The sequence below is a fragment of the Actinomadura rifamycini DSM 43936 genome, assembly GCF_000425065.1.
Taxonomy (GTDB): domain Bacteria; phylum Actinomycetota; class Actinomycetes; order Streptosporangiales; family Streptosporangiaceae; genus Spirillospora; species Spirillospora rifamycini.
Genome location: NZ_AULB01000031.1, coordinates 39,859 through 56,378, shown reverse-complemented (window position 1 = coordinate 56,378; position 16,520 = coordinate 39,859). Strand labels below are relative to the sequence as shown.

The window sequence follows — 16,520 nt, the reverse complement described above, 5'->3', positions numbered from 1 at the left end:
CTCCTGGAGGGGTGGGCGGTGGACGGGACCGGGCCTGAAGAGCGAAAGGGGGAAGGCGAGGTTCTCGAAACTTTTCGAAATCCTTCGGTTAGTCTGTTGCCGAGAAACTCTAAGAAGGGCACCCCGTTCGGTCAAGGCTTCGCGGTGGATTCGTGTGTGCTCCATCACTCCATGGACGGAGCCGCTGGAACGATCGCCGGACGATCGGCGGACGATCGGGGCTAGGAGCGATCGAAATATTGCGATAACGTTCGCAATCGTTTCCTCGGGGAGGAGAAGCAGCGTGACCGTGCGCACCACCGAAGACCCGCCGGACCCGCCGGACCCGCGGGCCGCGCCGTCCCGGCCGACCCTCGCGCTGATCGCGGCCGAGGCCGGGGTGTCGCAGGCGACCGTCTCGAAGGTCCTCAACGGCCGGACGGACGTGGCCGCCGCGACCCGCGAGCGCGTCGAGGCCCTGCTGCGCGACCACAACTACCCGGGCCCCGGCGGCTCCCGCCGCGCCCGCCGCTCGGGGCTGATCGACCTCGTGCTGGCCGGGCTCGACAGCCCGTGGGCGGTGGAGATCCTGCGCGGCGTCGAGGCCGAGTGCGCCGAGCAGGGCACCGGGGTGGTCGTGTCGCTGGTGCGCGAGGACGACGCGCGCCCGCCGAGCTGGCAGAACCTGCCGGCCCTGCACCACAGCGACGGCGTGATCCTGGTGACGTCCCGGATGACCGGCCGGCAGCGCGAGCAGCTCGAACGCGCCGGCGTCGCGCTCGTTCTGGTCGACCCGGTGAACCTGCCGGACACCGACATCGCCAGCGTCGGCGCCACCAACTGGGCGGGCGGCCTCGCCGCCACCGAGCACCTCATCGGGCTCGGCCACCGCCGCATCGGGATGATCGGCGGCCCCGCCGACATGCTGTGCACGCAGGCCCGGGTGGACGGCTACCGGACGGCCCTGGAGCGCGCGGGCATCGAGGTCGACCGCGACCTCGTCCGGTACGGCGACTTCCACCACGAGGGCGGCTTCGCCCGCAGCCGCGAGCTGCTCGACCTGCCGGACCGGCCCACCGCGATCTTCGCGGGCAGCGACCAGCAGGCCATGGGCGCCTACCAGGCCGCGCGCCTCGCCGGACTGCGCGTCCCCGAGGATCTGAGCGTCGTCGGGTTCGACGACCTGCCGACCTGCGAGTGGCTGTCGCCGCCGCTCACGACCGTCCGGCAGCCACTGGAGGAGATGGGCCGGGTCGCCGCCCGCACCCTGCTGCAGCTCCTGGACGGACGGCCGCCGCTGACCCCCCGCGTGGAGCTCGCCACCGAGCTCCGCGTCCGCGCCTCCACCGCCCCGCCCGCCCCCACGGAGCAACGATGACCGAAGCACCCTCCCCCGCCGCGGCCGCCGCGGAGCGGTGGCGCGATCCCGCGCTGCCGGCCGCCGACCGGATCGCCGACCTGCTGTCCCGCATGACCCCCGAGGAGAAGGCGGGCCAGCTCGCCGGCTTCTGGGCGATGCCCGCCGAACCGGGCGAGCCCGTCGCCCCCATGGAGGACGACTCGAACGAGTCGGCGCCCGCGCTCGACGAGCTCCTCCCGCACGGCCTCGGCCAGTTCACCCGGGTGTTCGGCACCGCGCCGGTCACCGCCGCCGAGGGCGCCGCCCGGCTGCGCGACCTGCAGCGCCGCGTCGCCGAGGCCAACCGCTTCGGCATCCCCGCCATCGCGCACGAGGAATGCCTCAACGGCTTCATGACCTGGGGCGCCACCGTCTTCCCCAGCCCGCCCGCGTGGGGCGCGACCTTCGACCCCGGGCTGGTGGGGGAGATGGCCGCCGCGATCGGGGCGAGCATGCGCGCCGCGGGCGTCCACCAGGGGCTCGCGCCCGTCCTGGACGTGGTCCGCGACGCCCGCTGGGGGCGCACCGAGGAGTGCATCGGCGAGGACCCGCAGCTCGTCGCCGTCCTCGGCACCGCCTACGTGCGGGGGCTGGAACGGTCCGGCGTCGCCGCGACGCCCAAGCACTTCGCCGGGTACTCCGCGTCCCGCGCCGCCCGCAACATGGCGCCCGCCCCGATCGGCCCCCGCGAACTCGCCGACGTGATCCTCGAACCGTTCGTCATGGCGCTGCGCGACGGCGGCGCCCGCTCGATCATGCACTCCTACACCGACGTGGACGGCGTCCCCGCCGCCGCCGACGCGCGGCTCCTCACCGACCTGCTGCGCGGCGAGCTCGGCTTCACCGGCGCCGTCGTGTCCGACTACTTCGGCATCTCCTTCCTGGAGAGCCGGCACCGCGTCGCCGGGTCCCGCGGCGAGGCCGGCGCCCTCGCGCTGCGCGCCGGCATCGACGTCGAGCTGCCGACCGTCCGCTGCTTCGGCGAACCGCTGCTGGAGCTGGTGCGCCGCGGCGACGTCCCCGAGGAGCTGCTCGACCGCGCCGCCGCCCGCGTCCTCGCCCTCAAGGCCGGGCTCGGCCTCCTGGACGGCCCGCCCGACCCCGCGGGCCCCGATCCCGCCGGCCTCGACTTCGACCCGCCCGAGCACCGCGCGCTGGCGCGGCGGCTGGCGGAGGAGTCGGTCGTCCTGCTCGCCAACGACGGGACGCTGCCGCTCGCGCCCGCCGCCCGCGTGGCGCTCACCGGCCCCCTCGCCGACGACACGGCCGGGATGCTCGGCTGCTACACCTTCCCCGCGCACGTCGGCCGCCACCGGCCCGACCTGCCGCTCGGCGTGGACGTCCCGACCCTCGCCGACGCCCTGCGCGGCGAGCTGCCCGACGTCGCCGTCGCCCCGTCCGCGGACGTCCTGGTCACCGAGGACGACATCGCCGCGGCCGCCGCGGCGGCCCGCGACGCCGACGTGGCCGTCGTGGCGCTCGGCGACCGGGCGGGCCTGTTCGGGCGCGGCACGTCCGGGGAGGGCTGCGACGCCGAGACCCTCGCGCCGCCCGGACGGCAGCGCGACCTCGCCGAGGCCGTCCTCGCCACCGGCACGCCCACCGTGATCGTGCTGCTGTCGGGACGCCCGTACGCGATCGAGGACCTCGCCGACCGGGCCGCCGCCGTCGTCCAGGCGTTCTTCCCCGGCCAGGAGGGCGCGGGGGCGGTCGCCGGGGTGCTCACCGGACGCGTCGAGCCGTCCGGGCGGATGCCGATCAGCGTCCCGCGGCGCGCGTCCGGCCCGCCCGTCACCTACCTGCGCTCGAAGATGGACGGCCCGCACGACTGGAGCGCCGTCAGCCCCGCCCCGCTGTTCCCGTTCGGGCACGGCCTCACCTGGACGCGGTTCGCCTACACGGACCTGCGCGTCGACGAGCGCGCCCCCACCGACGGGTCGCTGACCGTGGAGGCGGTCGTCCGCAACGTCGGCGACCGCCCGGGCACCGAGGTCGTCCAGCTCTACCTCGCCGACCCGGTCGCCTCCGTCGTCCGCCCGTCCCGCCTGCTCGCCGGGTGGGCCCGCGTCCGCCTCGAACCGGGGGACGCCGCCCGCGTCGCGTTCACCGTGCACGCCGACCGCACCTCGTTCACCGGCCCCGACCTGCGCCGCATCGTCGAGCCGGGCGCGATCGAGGTCATGGTCGGCGGGTCCAGCGAGGACCTCCCGCTGCGCGGCGCGTGCACGCTGGACGGCCCGGTGCGCGTCCTCGGCGCCGACCGCGTCCTCGACGTCCCGGCGGAGGTGACGCCGCTGTGAACCGGTTCCGGAACCCGATCCTGCCGGGCTGCCGCCCCGACCCCTCGGTCTGCCGGGTGGGCGAGGACTACTACCTCGTGACGTCCACGTTCGAGTGGTTCCCGGGGCTGCCGGTGTTCCACAGCCGCGACCTGGTCCACTGGCGGTGCATCGGGCACGCCTTCGACCGTCCGGACCAGCTCCCGCTGGACGGCGTCCCGGCGTCCGGCGGCCTGTACGCGCCGGCCCTGCGCCACCACGACGGCCGCTTCCACCTGTTCTGCACGCTCGTCGACGGCGCCGAGTGGTCGGGGCACTTCGTGCTGACCGCCGACGACCCGGCCGGCCCGTGGTCGGACGCGCACCGGCTGGAGGGCGAGGGCATCGACCCGTCGCCGTTCTTCGACGACGACGGACGGGCCTGGTGCACCGGAACCCGGCTCACCGGCCGCTACGACGGGCACACCGAGATCTGGCTGCGCGAGTACGACCCGTCCGTCCCGGCGCTGGTCGGCGAGGAGCACGTCATCTGGGACGGGACCGTCAAGAACGCCATCTGGACCGAAGGCTCCCACATCTACAAGGTGGACGGCCGCTACCACCTGCTGACGGCCGAAGGGGGAACCGCGCTCGACCACGCGGTGATGAGCGCGCGCGCCGACGCCGTCACCGGCCCCTACGAAAGCAACCCGCGCAACCCGATCCTGACGCGCCGGCACCTCGGCCTGGACACCCGGACGGGCGAGTACCCCATCGTCGGGACCGGGCACGGCGACCTCGTCGACACCCCGGACGGCGAGTGGTGGATGGCGCTGCTGGCGATGCGGCCGCACCACCGGGACCGCTGCGCCCTCGGGCGGGAGACCTTCCTGACGCGGGTGCGCTGGGAGGACGGCTGGCCGGCCGCCGACCCGGTCGAACCCGTCCGCGAGGCGCCGTCGACGCCGCCGGCGCCCTGGCCCGCCGAACCCGCCTGCGACCATTTCGACGCGCCCTCCCTCGCGCCGGAGTGGAGCATGCTCCGCCCGCCCCGCGAGCGGTGGTGGAGCCTCACCGACCGCCCCGGGCACCTGCGGCTGCGGGTCCGGCCGGAAACCCTCGCCGACACGGCGAACCCGTCGTTCGTCGCGCAAGGGCAGCGGCACCACGACTTCGCCGCGTTCACCGCGCTGGAGTTCGCGCCGCGCGACGAGGAGCAGGCGGGCCTCGCCCTCGTGCAGAACGGCGACTTCCACGTGCTGCTCGTCTCGACCGCGCGGGGGCTGCGCCTCGTCAAGCGGGAGCAGGGCCTCGAGACGGTCCTGGCCGAGGCGCCCGCGGCGGAGCGGGTCCGGCTCGGCTTCGAGGCGCACGGCCGCTGGTACCGGGCGCTGTACGCGGCGGACCCCGGACCGTTCGCCCCGCTCGGCCCGCCGCTGGACGGCGACATGCTGACCAGCCAGGTGGCGGGCGGCTTCACCGGGGTCTTCATCGGCCTCTACGCGACCGCGAACGGGCGGACGAGCCGCAACCACGCCGACTTCGACTGGTTCGAGTACCGGCCGCTCCCCGGACCGGCCTAGCCGGAGTCGGGCGGCGGCGCCGGACTTCGTAAGATCCGTGCCGTGCCCTCACCACACCCCCCACCGCCGCGGTCGGGCCCGGACCGCTGCCCGGGCGCCCTCCGGGTCCACGCGGCGGCCGACGGCGGGCTCGCGCGGGTCCGGCTCCCCGGCGGGCTCCTCACCCGCGTCCAGACCGGCGCGCTCGCCGACGCCGCCGCCGCGCTCGGCGACGGCTTCCTGGAGCTCACCTCCCGCGCGAACGTGCAGATCAGGGGGCTCGCCGAGGGGGCCGAGGGCGAGCTGGGCGACCGGCTGCGGGCGGCCGGGCTGCTGCCCTCGGCGACGCACGAGCGCGTGCGGAACATCGCCGCGAGCGTCCTGTCCGGACGCGACGGCGCCGGGCTCCTCGACGTCCGCCCCCTGGTCCCGGCCCTCGACGCCGCGCTCTGCGCGGATCCCGCCCTCGCCGCGCTGTCCGGCCGGTTCCTGTTCGCCCTCGACGACGGGCGCGGCGACGCCATCGCCCTGCGCCCCGACGTCGGCCTGTACGCGGTCGCACCGGACGAACTCGCGCTCGTCCTCGCCGGGACCGACTCCGGTCTGCGCACGAGCCGGGAACACGCCGTCGGCCTCGCGGTCGACGCCGCCCGCGCCTTCCTCCGCGCCCGCACCGCCGAATGGCGGATCTCCGAACTGCCCGACCGGGCGCCGCTCGTCGAGGCCCTCGCGCGCGGCCGCCGCCGCGCCGGGCCGGTGCCCGTCCCGGCCGTCCCGAGCCGGACGCCGCTCGGCGCGATCCCCCAGCGGGACGGACGGCGCGCGCACTCGGCGCTCGTCCCGCTCGGGCGCCTCGACCCCGCCCCGCTCCGGGACGCCGAAGAGATCATCGTCACTCCGTGGCGGGGCGTCGTGATCCCCGACCTCACGGACATGCCACACTTTCCTGGCCTGGTCACGGCGGCGGACTGGGCCGGGGTCACCGCCTGCGCGGGCCGCCCCGGCTGCGCCCGGTCGCTGACCGACGTCCGCGCGGACGCCGCCGCGGCCGTCCTCGCGGCGCGCCCGCACGGACCCGCGGGCGGGGCGCCGGTGCACTGGTCCGGCTGCGAGCGCCGGTGCGGGCACCCGCCCGACCGGCACGTCGCGGTGGTGGCCGCCCCCGGCGGCTACGAGGTGCGGCTCGGCGACGAGGTCCGCGCCCGGACCCGGGACCCGGCGGCGACGGCGGCCGCCGTCGCCCGAACACGGAGGAGCGAGTGATCGACTACGTCCGCGACGGCGCGGAGATCTACCGGCGGTCGTTCGCGACCATCAGGGCGGAGGCGGACCTGTCCGGGCTGCCCGAGGACGTCGCCCGGGTCGCGGTCCGCATGATCCACGCGTGCGGGATGACCGACCTGGTCCGCGACCTGGCCTGGTCGCCCGGCGCGGTCGCGGCCGCCCGCGCCGCGCTGCTGGCCGGACGGCCGATCCTGTGCGACGCGCAGATGGTGGCGTCCGGCGTCACCCGCAAGCGGCTGCCCGCGGACAACGACGTGGTGTGCACGCTCCGCGACCCGCGCGTCCCCGGCCTCGCCGCCGACCTCGGCACCACCCGCAGCGCCGCCGCGCTGGAGCTGTGGCGGGACCGCCTCGACGGCTCCGTCGTCGCGATCGGCAACGCCCCCACGGCGCTGTTCCGGCTGCTGGAGATGGTCGACGCGGGCGCCGGGCGCCCCGCCGCGGTCCTGGGCGTCCCGGTCGGGTTCATCGGCGCGGCCGAGTCGAAGGAGGCGCTCGCCGCGTCCGGCCTGCCCCACCTGGTCGTGCACGGCCGCCGCGGCGGCAGCGCCATGACGGCCGCCGCGATCAACGCCATCGCCAGCGAGGAAGAGTGATGACCGGACACCTGTACGGGGTCGGGCTGGGGCCCGGCGACCCGGAACTGATCACCGTGAAGGCCGTCCGGCTGATCGAGGCCGCCGACGTGATCGTGCACCACGCCGCCCGGCACGGGCGCAGCGTCGCCCGCCGGATCGCCGAGCCGCACCTGCGGGACGGGCAGATCGAGGAGGCGCTGATCTACCCGGTCACCACCGAGGACACCGACGACTACCAGCGGGTCCTCGACGAGTTCTACGAGCGCTCCGCCGAGCGCCTCGCCGAGCACCTGGACGCCGGGCGCGACGTCGTCGTGCTCTGCGCGGGCGACCCGTTCTTCTACGGCTCGTACATGCACCTCCACAAGCGGCTGTCCGGCCGCTACCCGGCGACCGCCGTGCCCGGCGTGACGTCGGTCAGCGCCGCGTCCGCCGAGCTGGGCCGCCCGCTGGTGGAGCGCGACGAGGTCCTGACCGTCCTGCCGGGGACGCTGCCGCCGGACGACCTGGCGCGGCGGCTCGCGGCCACCGACTCGGCCGCCGTCCTCAAGCTCGGCCGCACCTTCGGCGGCGTCCGCGGCGCCGTCGAGGAGGCCGGCCGCCTCGACGACGCCTGGTACGTCGAGCGCGCCACGACCGGCGGGCAGCGGATGCAGCCGCTCGCGGACGTCGACGCCGCGACCGTCCCGTACTTCTCCCTCGCGATCCTGCCGTCCCGCGTGCACGAGCGGACCCGCCGCGAGCTGCCCGCGCCCCGCACGCCCGGGGACGGCGCGCCCGGCGAGGTGACGGTCGTCGGGCTCGGCCCGGCCGGGCGCGACTGGCTCACCCCCGAGGCGCAGGACGCGCTGGCCGCCGCCGACGACCTCGTCGGCTACGCCCCCTACCTGGCCCGCGTCCCCGCCAACCCGCGGCAGGAGCGGCACCCGTCCGACAACCGGGTGGAGTCCGAGCGGGCCGAGTTCGCGCTGGCGCTGGCCGAGCGGGGGCGGCGCGTCGCGGTCGTGTCGTCCGGCGACCCCGGCGTGTTCGCGATGGCCGCCGCGGTCCTGGAGGTCGCCGCCGAGGAGCGCTGGAAGCACGTCCCGGTGCGGGTGCTGCCCGGCCTGACCGCGGCGAACGCCGTCGCGTCCCGGATCGGCGCGCCGCTCGGCCACGACTACTGCGTGCTGTCGCTGTCGGACCGGCTGAAGCCGTGGGACGTCATCGAGCGGCGGCTCGCGGCCGTCGCCGCCGCCGACCTCGCGATCGCGATCTACAACCCCGCCTCGCGGACCCGCACCGGGCAGGTCGCGAAGGCCCGCGACGTCCTGCTCGCGCACCGCGCCCCGGACACGCCCGTGGTGATCGGCCGCGACGTCGGCGGCCCGGAGGAGAGCGTCCGGGTGGTCCGGCTCGCCGAGCTCGACGGGACCGGCGTCGACATGCGGTGCCTGCTGCTGGTCGGCTCGTCGCGGACCCGGGTCGCCGAGCGCGGCGGCGGCACCGCCGTGTTCACGCCCCGCCGCTACCCGGCGTGAGGCGGCCCGCATGACCGAGCCACGCCGCCGCGTCCTCGACGGTCGCCGCCACCGGGACGCCGTCCGGGACGGGCGGCCGGTCGACCACCACGACCGGGACGCCCAGCTTCCGCGCGGCGGTCAGCTTCGCGGCCGTCATCGCGCCGCCGCTGTCCTTGGTGACGAGCACGTCGACGCGGTGCTCGCGCATCAGCGCCGTCTCGTCCCCGACGGTGAACGGGCCGCGCGCCAGCACGACCGTCGTGCGGGGCGGCAGCGGCGGCTCGGGCGGGTCCACCGACCGCACGAGGTACCGGCGGCGGGCGTCGCCCGCGAACGCCGCGAGCCCGGTGCGCCCGGTCGTCAGGAACACGTGCTCGCCGGGCAGGTCCGCGGCGGCGGCCGCCAGGGACGGGACGCGCCGCCAGTCGTCGCCCGGCCCCTTCGTCCAGCCCGGACGGCGCAGCACGAGCAGCGGTACCCCGGCCGCCGCGCAGGCCAGGGCGGCGTTGCCGGTCATCCGCGCGGCGAACGGGTGCGTGGCGTCCACGACCGCGTCGATCCGCTCGACCCGCAGCCACGCCGCGAGCCCGTCCGGGCCGCCGAACCCGCCGACCCGCACCCGTCCGGGGAGGGCCCGGGGGGCGGCGGTCCGGCCCGCCAGCGAGCTGGTCACCTCGACCGCCGGGTCCGCGTCGAGCCGCCCGGCCAGCCGCCGCGCCTCCGCGGTGCCTCCCAGCAGCAGCACACGCCTGCTCACGGAAGTAATCGCCACGAGGGAATGCTATGAGCGGACTGCGGTACGGCTGGACGACCGGGGCCTGCGCGACGGCCGCGACCAAGGCGGCCCATGCCGCCCTGCTGACCGGCGAGTTCCCCGACCCCGTCGAGATCACCCTGCCGAAGGGGCGGCGGCCCGCGTTCGCGCTCGCCGTCGAGGAACTGGGCGACGGCCGCGCCACCGCCGGGATCGTCAAGGACGCGGGCGACGACCCCGACGTCACGCACGGCGCGCTCGTCCGCTCGACCGTCCGCCCGGGGGCGCCCGGCACCGGCGTCACGTTCCGGGCGGGCCCCGGCGTCGGCACCGTCACCCGGCCCGGCCTGCCGCTCGACGTCGGCGAACCCGCGATCAACCCGGTGCCGCGGCGGATGATGCGCGAGGTCCTCGGCGACGCCGACGTCGTCGTGGAGATCTCCGTGGACGGCGGCGAGGAGCTCGCGCGCCGCACCTGGAACCCGCGGCTCGGCATCCTCGGCGGCCTGTCGATCCTCGGCACCACCGGCGTCGTCGTCCCCTACTCCTGCTCCGCGTGGATCGACAGCATCCGGCGCGGCGTGGACGTCGCCCGCGCGATGGGCCGCGCGCACGTCGCCGGGGCCACCGGCAGCACGTCCGAGAAGGTCGTCGCCGAACTCCACGGCCTGCCCGAGGACGCCCTGCTCGACATGGGCGACTTCGCCGGGGCCGTGCTGAAGTACGTGCGCCGCCACCCCGTGCCGCGGCTGACGATCGCGGGCGGCATCGGCAAGCTCGCCAAGCTCGCCGCCGGGCACCTCGACCTGCACTCCAAGCGCTCGCAGGTCGACTTCGCCGTCCTCGCCGCCATGGTCGGCGACCCGGAGACCGCCGAGCGCGTCCGCGGCTGCAACACCGCGCTGCACGCGCTCCAGGTGTGCCAGGAGGCCGGGATCCCGCTCGGCGACCTCGTCGCGGAGCGCGCGCGGGCCACCGCGCTGGACGTCCTGCGCGGCGCCCCGGTCGAGGTCGACATCGTCGTCATCGACCGGGGCGGCACGATCGTCGGGCGCGCCTAGGGGCGGGGGCGGGCGGCCGAGTACAGGTGGCTGTCGGTGAAGTCCTCCGCGCCCAGCACCGACCCGACGATGATCACGGCGGTGCGGCGCACCCCGGCCTCCCGGACCTTCCCGGCGATGTCGGCGAGCGTGCCCCGCAGGACCAGCTCGTCCTCCCGCGACGCCCGCGCCACCACCGCGACCGGGCAGCGGCCTCCGTAGTTCGGGAGCAGCTCCTCCACCACGGCGTCGATCCGCTGCACGGCCAGGTGCAGCACCATCGTCGCGCGGCTCCGGCCGAGCGCCGCCAGGTCCTCGCCCGGCGGCATCGGCGTCGCCCGCGCCGCCGTGCGCGTCAGCACCACCGTCTGCGCGACCCCGGGCGCCGTCAGCTCCCGGCCCAGCGCCGCGGCCGCCGCCGCGAACGCCGGCACCCCGGGCGTCACGTCGTACGGGACGCCCGCCGCGTCGAGCCGCCGCATCTGCTCGGCCATCGCGCTGAACACCGACGGGTCGCCCGAATGCAGCCGCGCCGCGTCCTCCCCGCGGCCGTGCGCCGCCACGAGCTCGGCGACGATGTCGTCCAGCACCATGTTCGCCGTGTCGACGAGCCGCGCCCCCGGCGGGCACCACTCCAGCACCTCCGCCGGGACGAGACTGCCCGCGTAGAGGCACACCGGCGACGCGGCGACCAGGTCGCGGCCCCGCACGGTCATCAGGTCGGCGGCGCCGGGCCCGGCGCCGATGAAGTGGACCGTCACCGCGTCACCGGCCCTTCACCGCGCACCACTGCGTCACCGGCATCCTCGCCCTCCATCCCGTGAAGCCGCCCACCGGCCCCGCCCGGCTCACCTCGACCCGGGTCAGCTCGCCGCCGAACTTCCGGCGCGCCTCCACCAGTACGTGCTCCGACTCCAGCGTGACCGCGTTCGCGACGAGCCGCCCGCCCGGCCGCAGCGCCGCCCAGCACGCGTCGAGCATCCCGCCCGCGGTGACGCCGCCGCCGACGAACACCGCGTCCGGCTCGGCCAGCCCCGCCAGCGCGCGCGGCGCCTCGCCGGTGACCACCTCCAGGCCCGGGACGCCGAGCCGCTCGGCGTTCGCCCGGATCCGCTCCGCCCGCGCGGCCAGCGCCTCCACCGCGACGGCGCGGCAGGCCCGGTGCGCCCGCATCCACTCGATCGCGATGCTCCCGGTGCCCGCGCCGACGTCCCACAGCAGCTCCCCGGGGACGGGCGCGAGCCGCGCCAGCGTGATCGCCCGGACCTCCCGCTTGGTGAGCTGCCCGTCGTGGTCGTAGGCGTCGTCCGGGAGCCCCGGCACGGCCTGGACGCCCGCGCCCCGGCACCGCACGGCCACGATGTTGAGGGCCGCGACGTCCGCCCGCGGCGGCCCCACCCGCTCGTCGGGCCCGCCCAGCCGCTCCAGCACCGTGACCTCGCTGGCGCCGAAGCCCCGCTCCTCCAGCAGCTCGACGACCTCCGCGGGCGTGCCGGCGTCCGCGCTGAGCACCAGCACCCGCCGGCCCGGCGCCAGCACCCGGGCCAGCGCCGCCAGCGGGCGCCCCACGGCGGTGACGACGTCGGTGTCCTCCAGCGCCCAGCCGAGCCGCGCGCACGCCAGCGACATCGACGACACGTGCGGCAGCACCCGGACGTTCTCCGCGCCGAGCAGCCGCACCAGCGTCGTCCCGACCCCGAAGAACATCGGGTCGCCGCTCGCGAGGACCGCCACCCGCCGCCCGCGGTGCTCGTCGAACAGCGCGGGCAGCGCGGGCAGCATCGGCGACGGCCACGCCACCGCGACGCACTCGGCCGCGAGGTCGGGCAGCATCCCGAGCTGCCGCGCCCCGCCGACCAGGACCTCGGCCGCCCGCACCGCGTCCCGCGCCGGGCCGGCGAGCCCGTCCCAGCCGTCCGCCCCGATCCCCACCACGGTGACCCGGTGGCCGCCGGCGCCGACGTCCTCCACCGTGATCGGCGCCTCTCCGGCGCCGCGCACTCCGGCGCCGCGCGCCCCCGCCGCCCGGTCGGACGCCCCGCGGTCCCCGGCCGCCGCCCGCCCGTCCGGCGGGTCGACCGGGCCGCCCGAGTTCCGTACGTCCTCAGACATTGCCGAGCACCCGCGCCACCGCGATCTCGATGACGACCCGCTCCGGGTTGCGGCGCGGCGGCTTGTACCGTTCGGCGTACCGCCGTTCCGCGTCCGCGACCGACTCCGCGTCCGTCCGCAGCACCGCCCGCCCCTCGGCGGTCGACCAGCGGCGCCCGTCCACCTGGCTCACCGCGACCGGAAGCCCCGCCGGCCCGGCGGCCCGCACGTGCCGCGCCTTCGCCGACCCGCCCGACGTGATCACCCGGACGATCCCCGCCGCCGGGTCCAGCGTGGCCCCGACGGGCACCGCGTGCGGCGTGCCGTCCGGCCGCAGCGTCACGAGCGTGCACACGCGCCGCTCCCGCCAAAACTCCCGTACCCGTTCGTCGTCCAGCTCCAGCCGGTGCCGTTTCCCCTGCATCTCGTCCTCTCGTCCGCGCGACCAGCAGGATCCCAGAAGCGCGCGTGCCGCCGCACGCCCACCCGCGCCGAACCGCCCGGCGTGGACGTCCCCGCAGCTGGCGGGCCTCCAGGTCGGCCGCGGGCGCGGGCGGTCAGGTCCGGACGAACGGCTCGTCGCGGGCGGCGAGGTCCGCGCGGGGCGCGGCGGCGCGCAGCACGACGTCCAGCACCCGGTCCGGCGGGGCCGCGTAGCAGTTGCTGAACCACGCCTCGTTCGCCTCGACCACCGCGTACCGGGGCGGGCCCGGCGCCGTGACGAGGCCGACGTCCACGACGACCGCGCCGGGCAGGTCCGGGGCGGCGTGCGCCAGCAGGTCCGCGGCGAACGCCTCGACGGCCGCGCGCTCCGGCAGGACGCCGAGCGGCGCGGCGTCGAGCACCCCGTGCACCGCGTAGCGGGACGCGGCCCGCACCGCGCCGTCCAGGACGTGCAGGCGGTACTCGCCCGCGAACACCACCGGGTCCGAGAGCAGCACGGGCGCCGCGGCGGGCAGCCCGTCCGGCGGGCGGCCCGGCCCGTACACGCCGGGCGCGAACGCCTTCCCGGACGCCGGTTTGACGAACGTCGGCGCGTCCAGCCGGCGCGCCTCGTCCGGCGAGCCGAGGCGGACGCGGCGTCCCGTGAACTCCGCGGGCAGGCCGGGCAGCCACCCGGGGCCGGGCGCCAGCAGCGCCACGTCCAGGACCGACGCGGCCTCCGACGCGAACGCCTCCCCGCCGTACACGTGCGCGCGCCCCCGGAGGCCGGGCGGGACGGGCCGCCGGTGCAGCGTCCGGACCGCGAGGCCGCGCCCGGCCGCCGCCTCGCCCAGCCGCGCGGCGGTGGCCGTCGCCGCGGGCGGCAGCAGCAGGACGCGGCCGCTCATCCCGCGAGCTCGGCGCAGAGCGCGGGCAGCGCCTCGCCGATGGGCTCGCGGACGACCCGGTCGGCCAGGTCGTCGTAGGGCGTCGGGTCCCGGTTCACGATGATCAGCGTCGCGCCGGACTCGGCCGCGACGGCGCACAGGCCCGCGGCCGGTTCCACGCCGAGGGACGAGCCGACCGCCACGAACACCTCCGACACCCGCGCGATGTTCGCCGCGTGCGAGAGCACGTCCTTGTCCAGGTACTGGCCGAACAGGACGACCGACGGCTGCAGGACGCCGCCGCAGCCGGTGCACGCCGGGTCGTCCTCGCCGCGCGCCAGCACATCGGTGGTCGGGGTCCGGGCGTGGCAGCGCATGCACTCGGCCGTCGCGAGGTTGCCGTGGAGTTCGAGGACCTTGCGCGGCGTCGAGCCGGCCTTCTGGTGCAGCCCGTCGACGTTCTGCGTCAGGATGCGGACGGCCGCGGCGCCCTCCAGTTCGGCCAGCGCGTAGTGCGCGGCGTTGGGGCGCACGTCGTCGTACCGGTCTCGCGTCCGCCAGAAACGGCGCCGGACGTCGGCGTCGCCGAGGAAGTTCTTGCGCGTGAACAGCGCCGCGAGTCCGGGGTCGCGGGCCCACAGCCCGGAGGGGCCCCGGTAGTCGGGGATGCCCGAGTCGGTGGAGATGCCCGCGCCCGTCAGCACGGCGATTCGCTTGGCCATGCGCGACACCGTACGAACGCCGAACGCCGCCCGCGACGGGTTTTCCGTGCGGGCGGCGTCCGGGGCGGTCACTGCCAGGAGCGGACGAGCTCGTCCAGCTTCGCCGGGTCGTAGTCGACGCCCTGCTCGTTCAGCTCCCGGGCGACGAGCGCCCCGTCGCCGTCGTGCTTGGCGAGCAGCCGGTACACGGCGTAGGGGAACCAGATCTTCTCGCGCACCCACACGACCTCGGACTCGTCGAAGACGTGGCCCTGCGCGCGGATCTCGGCCACGGCCGCGGCGGTGTCGCCGTTGGTGCGCTCGAGGATCTCGCGGGCGAGCGCCCGCAGGGTCTCGGCGTCCAGCGTGGGGACGGCGGGCTCCTCGACCGTGGCGACCGAGCCGTGCCCGTTCAGCTCGCTGCGCGCGGCGGCGGCGCTGACGAGCGCGGGCTCCGGGGCGGGCTCCGGCACCGGGGCGGGGGCCGGGGCCGGGTCGGCGGCCCGCGCGGCGGGCCGGGCCTTCGGCGCCTCGGGGGCGGGCGCGTCCTCGGCGGCCCCCGGCGAGGCGTCCGCGGCGGCGTCCGGCGCGGCCGCCGCGGCGGCGGGGCCGAGCGCCTTGCCGGTGTGCCCGGGGACCTGGATCTGCGGGAGCGGGCCGGTGTTGCGCAGCGGCATCAGCGTGATGTGCTGCAGGGTGACCGGCCCGGCGATGGCGCGCGTCTGCGGCTCGGGCTGCTTGGGCGCCTCCTCCTCGGCCTCCTCCGTCTTCTGCGAGACGTACCGGTGGAGTGTTCGCAGCAGGACGAACAGGCCGAGCATCGACACGATCGGCGGGACGGCCGCCGTCACCTGGTACGAGAACGTCCGGTTGCCGACGTGCCCGACGTTGAAGATGAGGCTCGCGGTCCACCCGGCGAGGGCGATCGTCAGCGGCAGGAAGAAGTCCAGCCAGCTCATCGCGCTCTTGCGGTGCAGGACGAACGCGTCCACGGCGAGCAGGAACAGGCCCAGCTCGCCGACGATGATGAACAGGTCGACCAGCAGCGGGAACGAGCTGGCCTTCCAGCCGGTCAGGCCGTGCTCCAGCGCCCAGTGGTACAGACCGGCGTAGGACTGGGCGAAACCACCGGCGGTGGCGGTGATGACCGCTGCCGCCATGAAGGAGATGGCCCCCCACCGTGTGATGACCTGTACGCGGTTGGCAGCGCTCATGCGGCGTACGCTCCAGACTTCCTTACGCGGCCGATGGTGATCGTCGGGAGACTATCCGTTTCATCTCGGCTTCGCGGGGTAATCCCATCACTTCCAGGTCACGTTCGACGAAACAGGCGTCCCCGCCGGGCCGGGCGGCCGCGACGGGGACGTTTCCCTGGAGGGGGCGGGAGCCGGGCGCTACGGGACCCGCAGGACGAAGTCGAACGCGGCGGCGCGTCCCGACGGGCCGCCCTGGACGTCCATCAGCAGCGCCGGGTCGAACAGCATGTCCGTCCGGTTGCGGGGCTCGCCCGGGAAGTACAGCTGCGTGGTGAGGATCGGCTGGTAGGGGGCCTGCACCTTGACGTGGATGTGGCGGGTGCGTCCCGGGTAGAGCCCCGGCACGATGGTCGACAGGGTGAACCGCCCGGACGCGTCGGTGTACTGGTGGCCGCGCAGCGTGTAGCCGTAGTTGTCGTACCGGCCGTAGTGGTCCGCCTGCCAGAAGTCGAGCAGCGCGCGCGCCACCGGACGGCACGACAGCGAGTACACGTATCCGGTGACGGTGAGCGGCGTGCCGGGCATGCCGGGCCGGACGAGCGACGCGCGCTCCGGCGAGCCGGGCTTGAAGTACGGCCCCTCCATCTGCGGCGGGGTCGGGTCGTCGCCGTCGTCGCACATGGGCGTGGGCGTCAGCGGCTCCCGCCGCGTGCGCGCCGCGGCCGGCGCGGCGGCGGCGGACACCGCGGCCGGGACCGCGAGCGCGCCGAGGCCCGCGGCGACGATGAACTTCTTGCGGGTGATGCCGGACTCCTGGGGTTCGTCCTCGGGCATGGTGTTCCTCTCCGGGGTCTTCCGGTTCGGGC

The 16,520-nt window shown here is 76.6% G+C and carries 15 protein-coding genes; 7 read left to right on the top strand and 8 right to left on the bottom strand.

Translation table 11 applies throughout. From position 1 onward, the window contains the following. The first annotated feature begins 283 nt into the window (after positions 1–283). From H505_RS44600 to H505_RS0127175, 6 genes are read left to right on the top strand one after another with little or no spacing between them, the layout of a single operon-like run. Positions 284–1,357, top strand: a complete 1,074-nt coding sequence (locus H505_RS44600) for a LacI family DNA-binding transcriptional regulator (RefSeq protein ID WP_425248270.1) — start codon at positions 284–286, stop codon at positions 1,355–1,357. After that, positions 1,354–3,678, top strand: coding sequence for a beta-glucosidase (locus H505_RS0127195; protein ID WP_051301213.1), 2,325 nt, complete (start codon positions 1,354–1,356; stop codon positions 3,676–3,678). The genes H505_RS44600 and H505_RS0127195 overlap by 4 nt, the downstream gene beginning before the upstream one ends. Continuing rightward, positions 3,675–5,219 (top strand): glycoside hydrolase family 43 protein, encoded by a 1,545-nt coding sequence (locus tag H505_RS0127190; protein ID WP_026404507.1) that lies wholly within the window; start codon positions 3,675–3,677, stop codon positions 5,217–5,219. Before H505_RS0127195 ends, H505_RS0127190 begins: the two co-directional genes overlap by 4 nt. Before the next feature lie 42 nt (positions 5,220–5,261). Continuing rightward, complete coding sequence (locus H505_RS44595) at positions 5,262–6,461, top strand: hypothetical protein (RefSeq protein ID WP_064743714.1); 1,200 nt, start codon at positions 5,262–5,264, stop codon at positions 6,459–6,461. After that, complete coding sequence (locus H505_RS0127180) at positions 6,458–7,078, top strand: precorrin-8X methylmutase (RefSeq protein ID WP_026404506.1); 621 nt, start codon at positions 6,458–6,460, stop codon at positions 7,076–7,078. The genes H505_RS44595 and H505_RS0127180 overlap by 4 nt, the downstream gene beginning before the upstream one ends. Next, on the top strand, positions 7,078–8,580 hold the full coding sequence (locus H505_RS0127175) for a precorrin-2 C(20)-methyltransferase (RefSeq protein WP_026404505.1): 1,503 nt from the start codon (positions 7,078–7,080) through the stop codon (positions 8,578–8,580). Before H505_RS0127180 ends, H505_RS0127175 begins: the two co-directional genes overlap by 1 nt. On the opposite strand, the gene H505_RS44590 is transcribed toward H505_RS0127175, so the two are convergent. Further along, positions 8,555–9,328 carry a cobalt-precorrin-6A reductase gene (locus H505_RS44590; protein WP_211238574.1) on the bottom strand — a complete coding sequence of 258 codons (774 nt, stop codon included), beginning with the start codon at positions 9,326–9,328 and terminating at the stop codon, positions 8,555–8,557. The two genes, H505_RS0127175 and H505_RS44590, sit on opposite strands and share 26 nt — an antisense overlap. 17 nt (positions 9,329–9,345) lie before the next feature. Here H505_RS44590 and H505_RS0127165 point away from each other — a divergent pair, with 17 nt between their 5' ends. Further along, a complete protein-coding gene (locus H505_RS0127165) occupies positions 9,346–10,377 on the top strand; it encodes a cobalt-precorrin-5B (C(1))-methyltransferase (protein ID WP_034520041.1) in 1,032 nt (343 codons plus the stop codon). Here H505_RS0127165 and cobM read toward each other — a convergent pair. The 7 genes from cobM to H505_RS0127130 all read right to left on the bottom strand — a co-directional run bounded on the left by cobM (position 10,374) and on the right by H505_RS0127130 (position 16,488). Further along, entirely contained in the window at positions 10,374–11,117 is a 744-nt protein-coding gene (cobM, locus tag H505_RS0127160; protein WP_026404503.1) for a precorrin-4 C(11)-methyltransferase, read from the bottom strand. The two genes, H505_RS0127165 and cobM, sit on opposite strands and share 4 nt — an antisense overlap. Positions 11,118–11,121: 4 nt before the next feature. After that, positions 11,122–12,468 carry a precorrin-6y C5,15-methyltransferase (decarboxylating) subunit CbiE gene (gene cbiE / locus H505_RS44585; protein ID WP_084550888.1) on the bottom strand — a complete coding sequence of 449 codons (1,347 nt, stop codon included), beginning with the start codon at positions 12,466–12,468 and terminating at the stop codon, positions 11,122–11,124. Continuing rightward, a complete protein-coding gene (locus H505_RS0127150) occupies positions 12,461–12,871 on the bottom strand; it encodes a pyridoxamine 5'-phosphate oxidase family protein (protein ID WP_034520039.1) in 411 nt (136 codons plus the stop codon). Before H505_RS0127150 ends, cbiE begins: the two co-directional genes overlap by 8 nt. Before the next feature lie 133 nt (positions 12,872–13,004). After that, positions 13,005–13,778, bottom strand: coding sequence for an ATP-grasp domain-containing protein (locus tag H505_RS0127145; RefSeq protein WP_026404501.1), 774 nt, complete (start codon positions 13,776–13,778; stop codon positions 13,005–13,007). Then, positions 13,775–14,479, bottom strand: a complete 705-nt coding sequence (locus tag H505_RS0127140; protein ID WP_026404500.1) for an SIR2 family NAD-dependent protein deacylase — start codon at positions 14,477–14,479, stop codon at positions 13,775–13,777. The genes H505_RS0127145 and H505_RS0127140 overlap by 4 nt, the downstream gene beginning before the upstream one ends. Positions 14,480–14,547: 68 nt before the next feature. Then, complete coding sequence (locus tag H505_RS0127135; RefSeq protein ID WP_026404499.1) at positions 14,548–15,618, bottom strand: DUF2637 domain-containing protein; 1,071 nt, start codon at positions 15,616–15,618, stop codon at positions 14,548–14,550. A gap of 234 nt (positions 15,619–15,852) precedes the next feature. Further along, on the bottom strand, positions 15,853–16,488 hold the full coding sequence (locus tag H505_RS0127130; protein WP_026404498.1) for a dioxygenase family protein: 636 nt from the start codon (positions 16,486–16,488) through the stop codon (positions 15,853–15,855). Between the last annotated feature and the right edge of the window lie 32 nt (positions 16,489–16,520).

Coding starts and splice junctions, on each gene's coding strand:
- H505_RS0127150 (WP_034520039.1), bottom strand. CDS start 12,871: ATGCAGGGGAAACGGCACCGGCTGGAGCTGGACGACGAACGGGTACGG.
- H505_RS0127140 (WP_026404500.1), bottom strand. CDS start 14,479: ATGGCCAAGCGAATCGCCGTGCTGACGGGCGCGGGCATCTCCACCGAC.
- H505_RS0127135 (WP_026404499.1), bottom strand. CDS start 15,618: ATGGCGGCAGCGGTCATCACCGCCACCGCCGGTGGTTTCGCCCAGTCC.
- H505_RS0127165 (WP_034520041.1), top strand. CDS start 9,346: ATGAGCGGACTGCGGTACGGCTGGACGACCGGGGCCTGCGCGACGGCC.
- H505_RS0127145 (WP_026404501.1), bottom strand. CDS start 13,778: ATGAGCGGCCGCGTCCTGCTGCTGCCGCCCGCGGCGACGGCCACCGCC.
- H505_RS0127130 (WP_026404498.1), bottom strand. CDS start 16,488: ATGCCCGAGGACGAACCCCAGGAGTCCGGCATCACCCGCAAGAAGTTC.
- H505_RS0127195 (WP_051301213.1), top strand. CDS start 1,354: ATGACCGAAGCACCCTCCCCCGCCGCGGCCGCCGCGGAGCGGTGGCGC.
- cbiE (WP_084550888.1), bottom strand. CDS start 12,468: ATGTCTGAGGACGTACGGAACTCGGGCGGCCCGGTCGACCCGCCGGAC.
- H505_RS0127175 (WP_026404505.1), top strand. CDS start 7,078: ATGACCGGACACCTGTACGGGGTCGGGCTGGGGCCCGGCGACCCGGAA.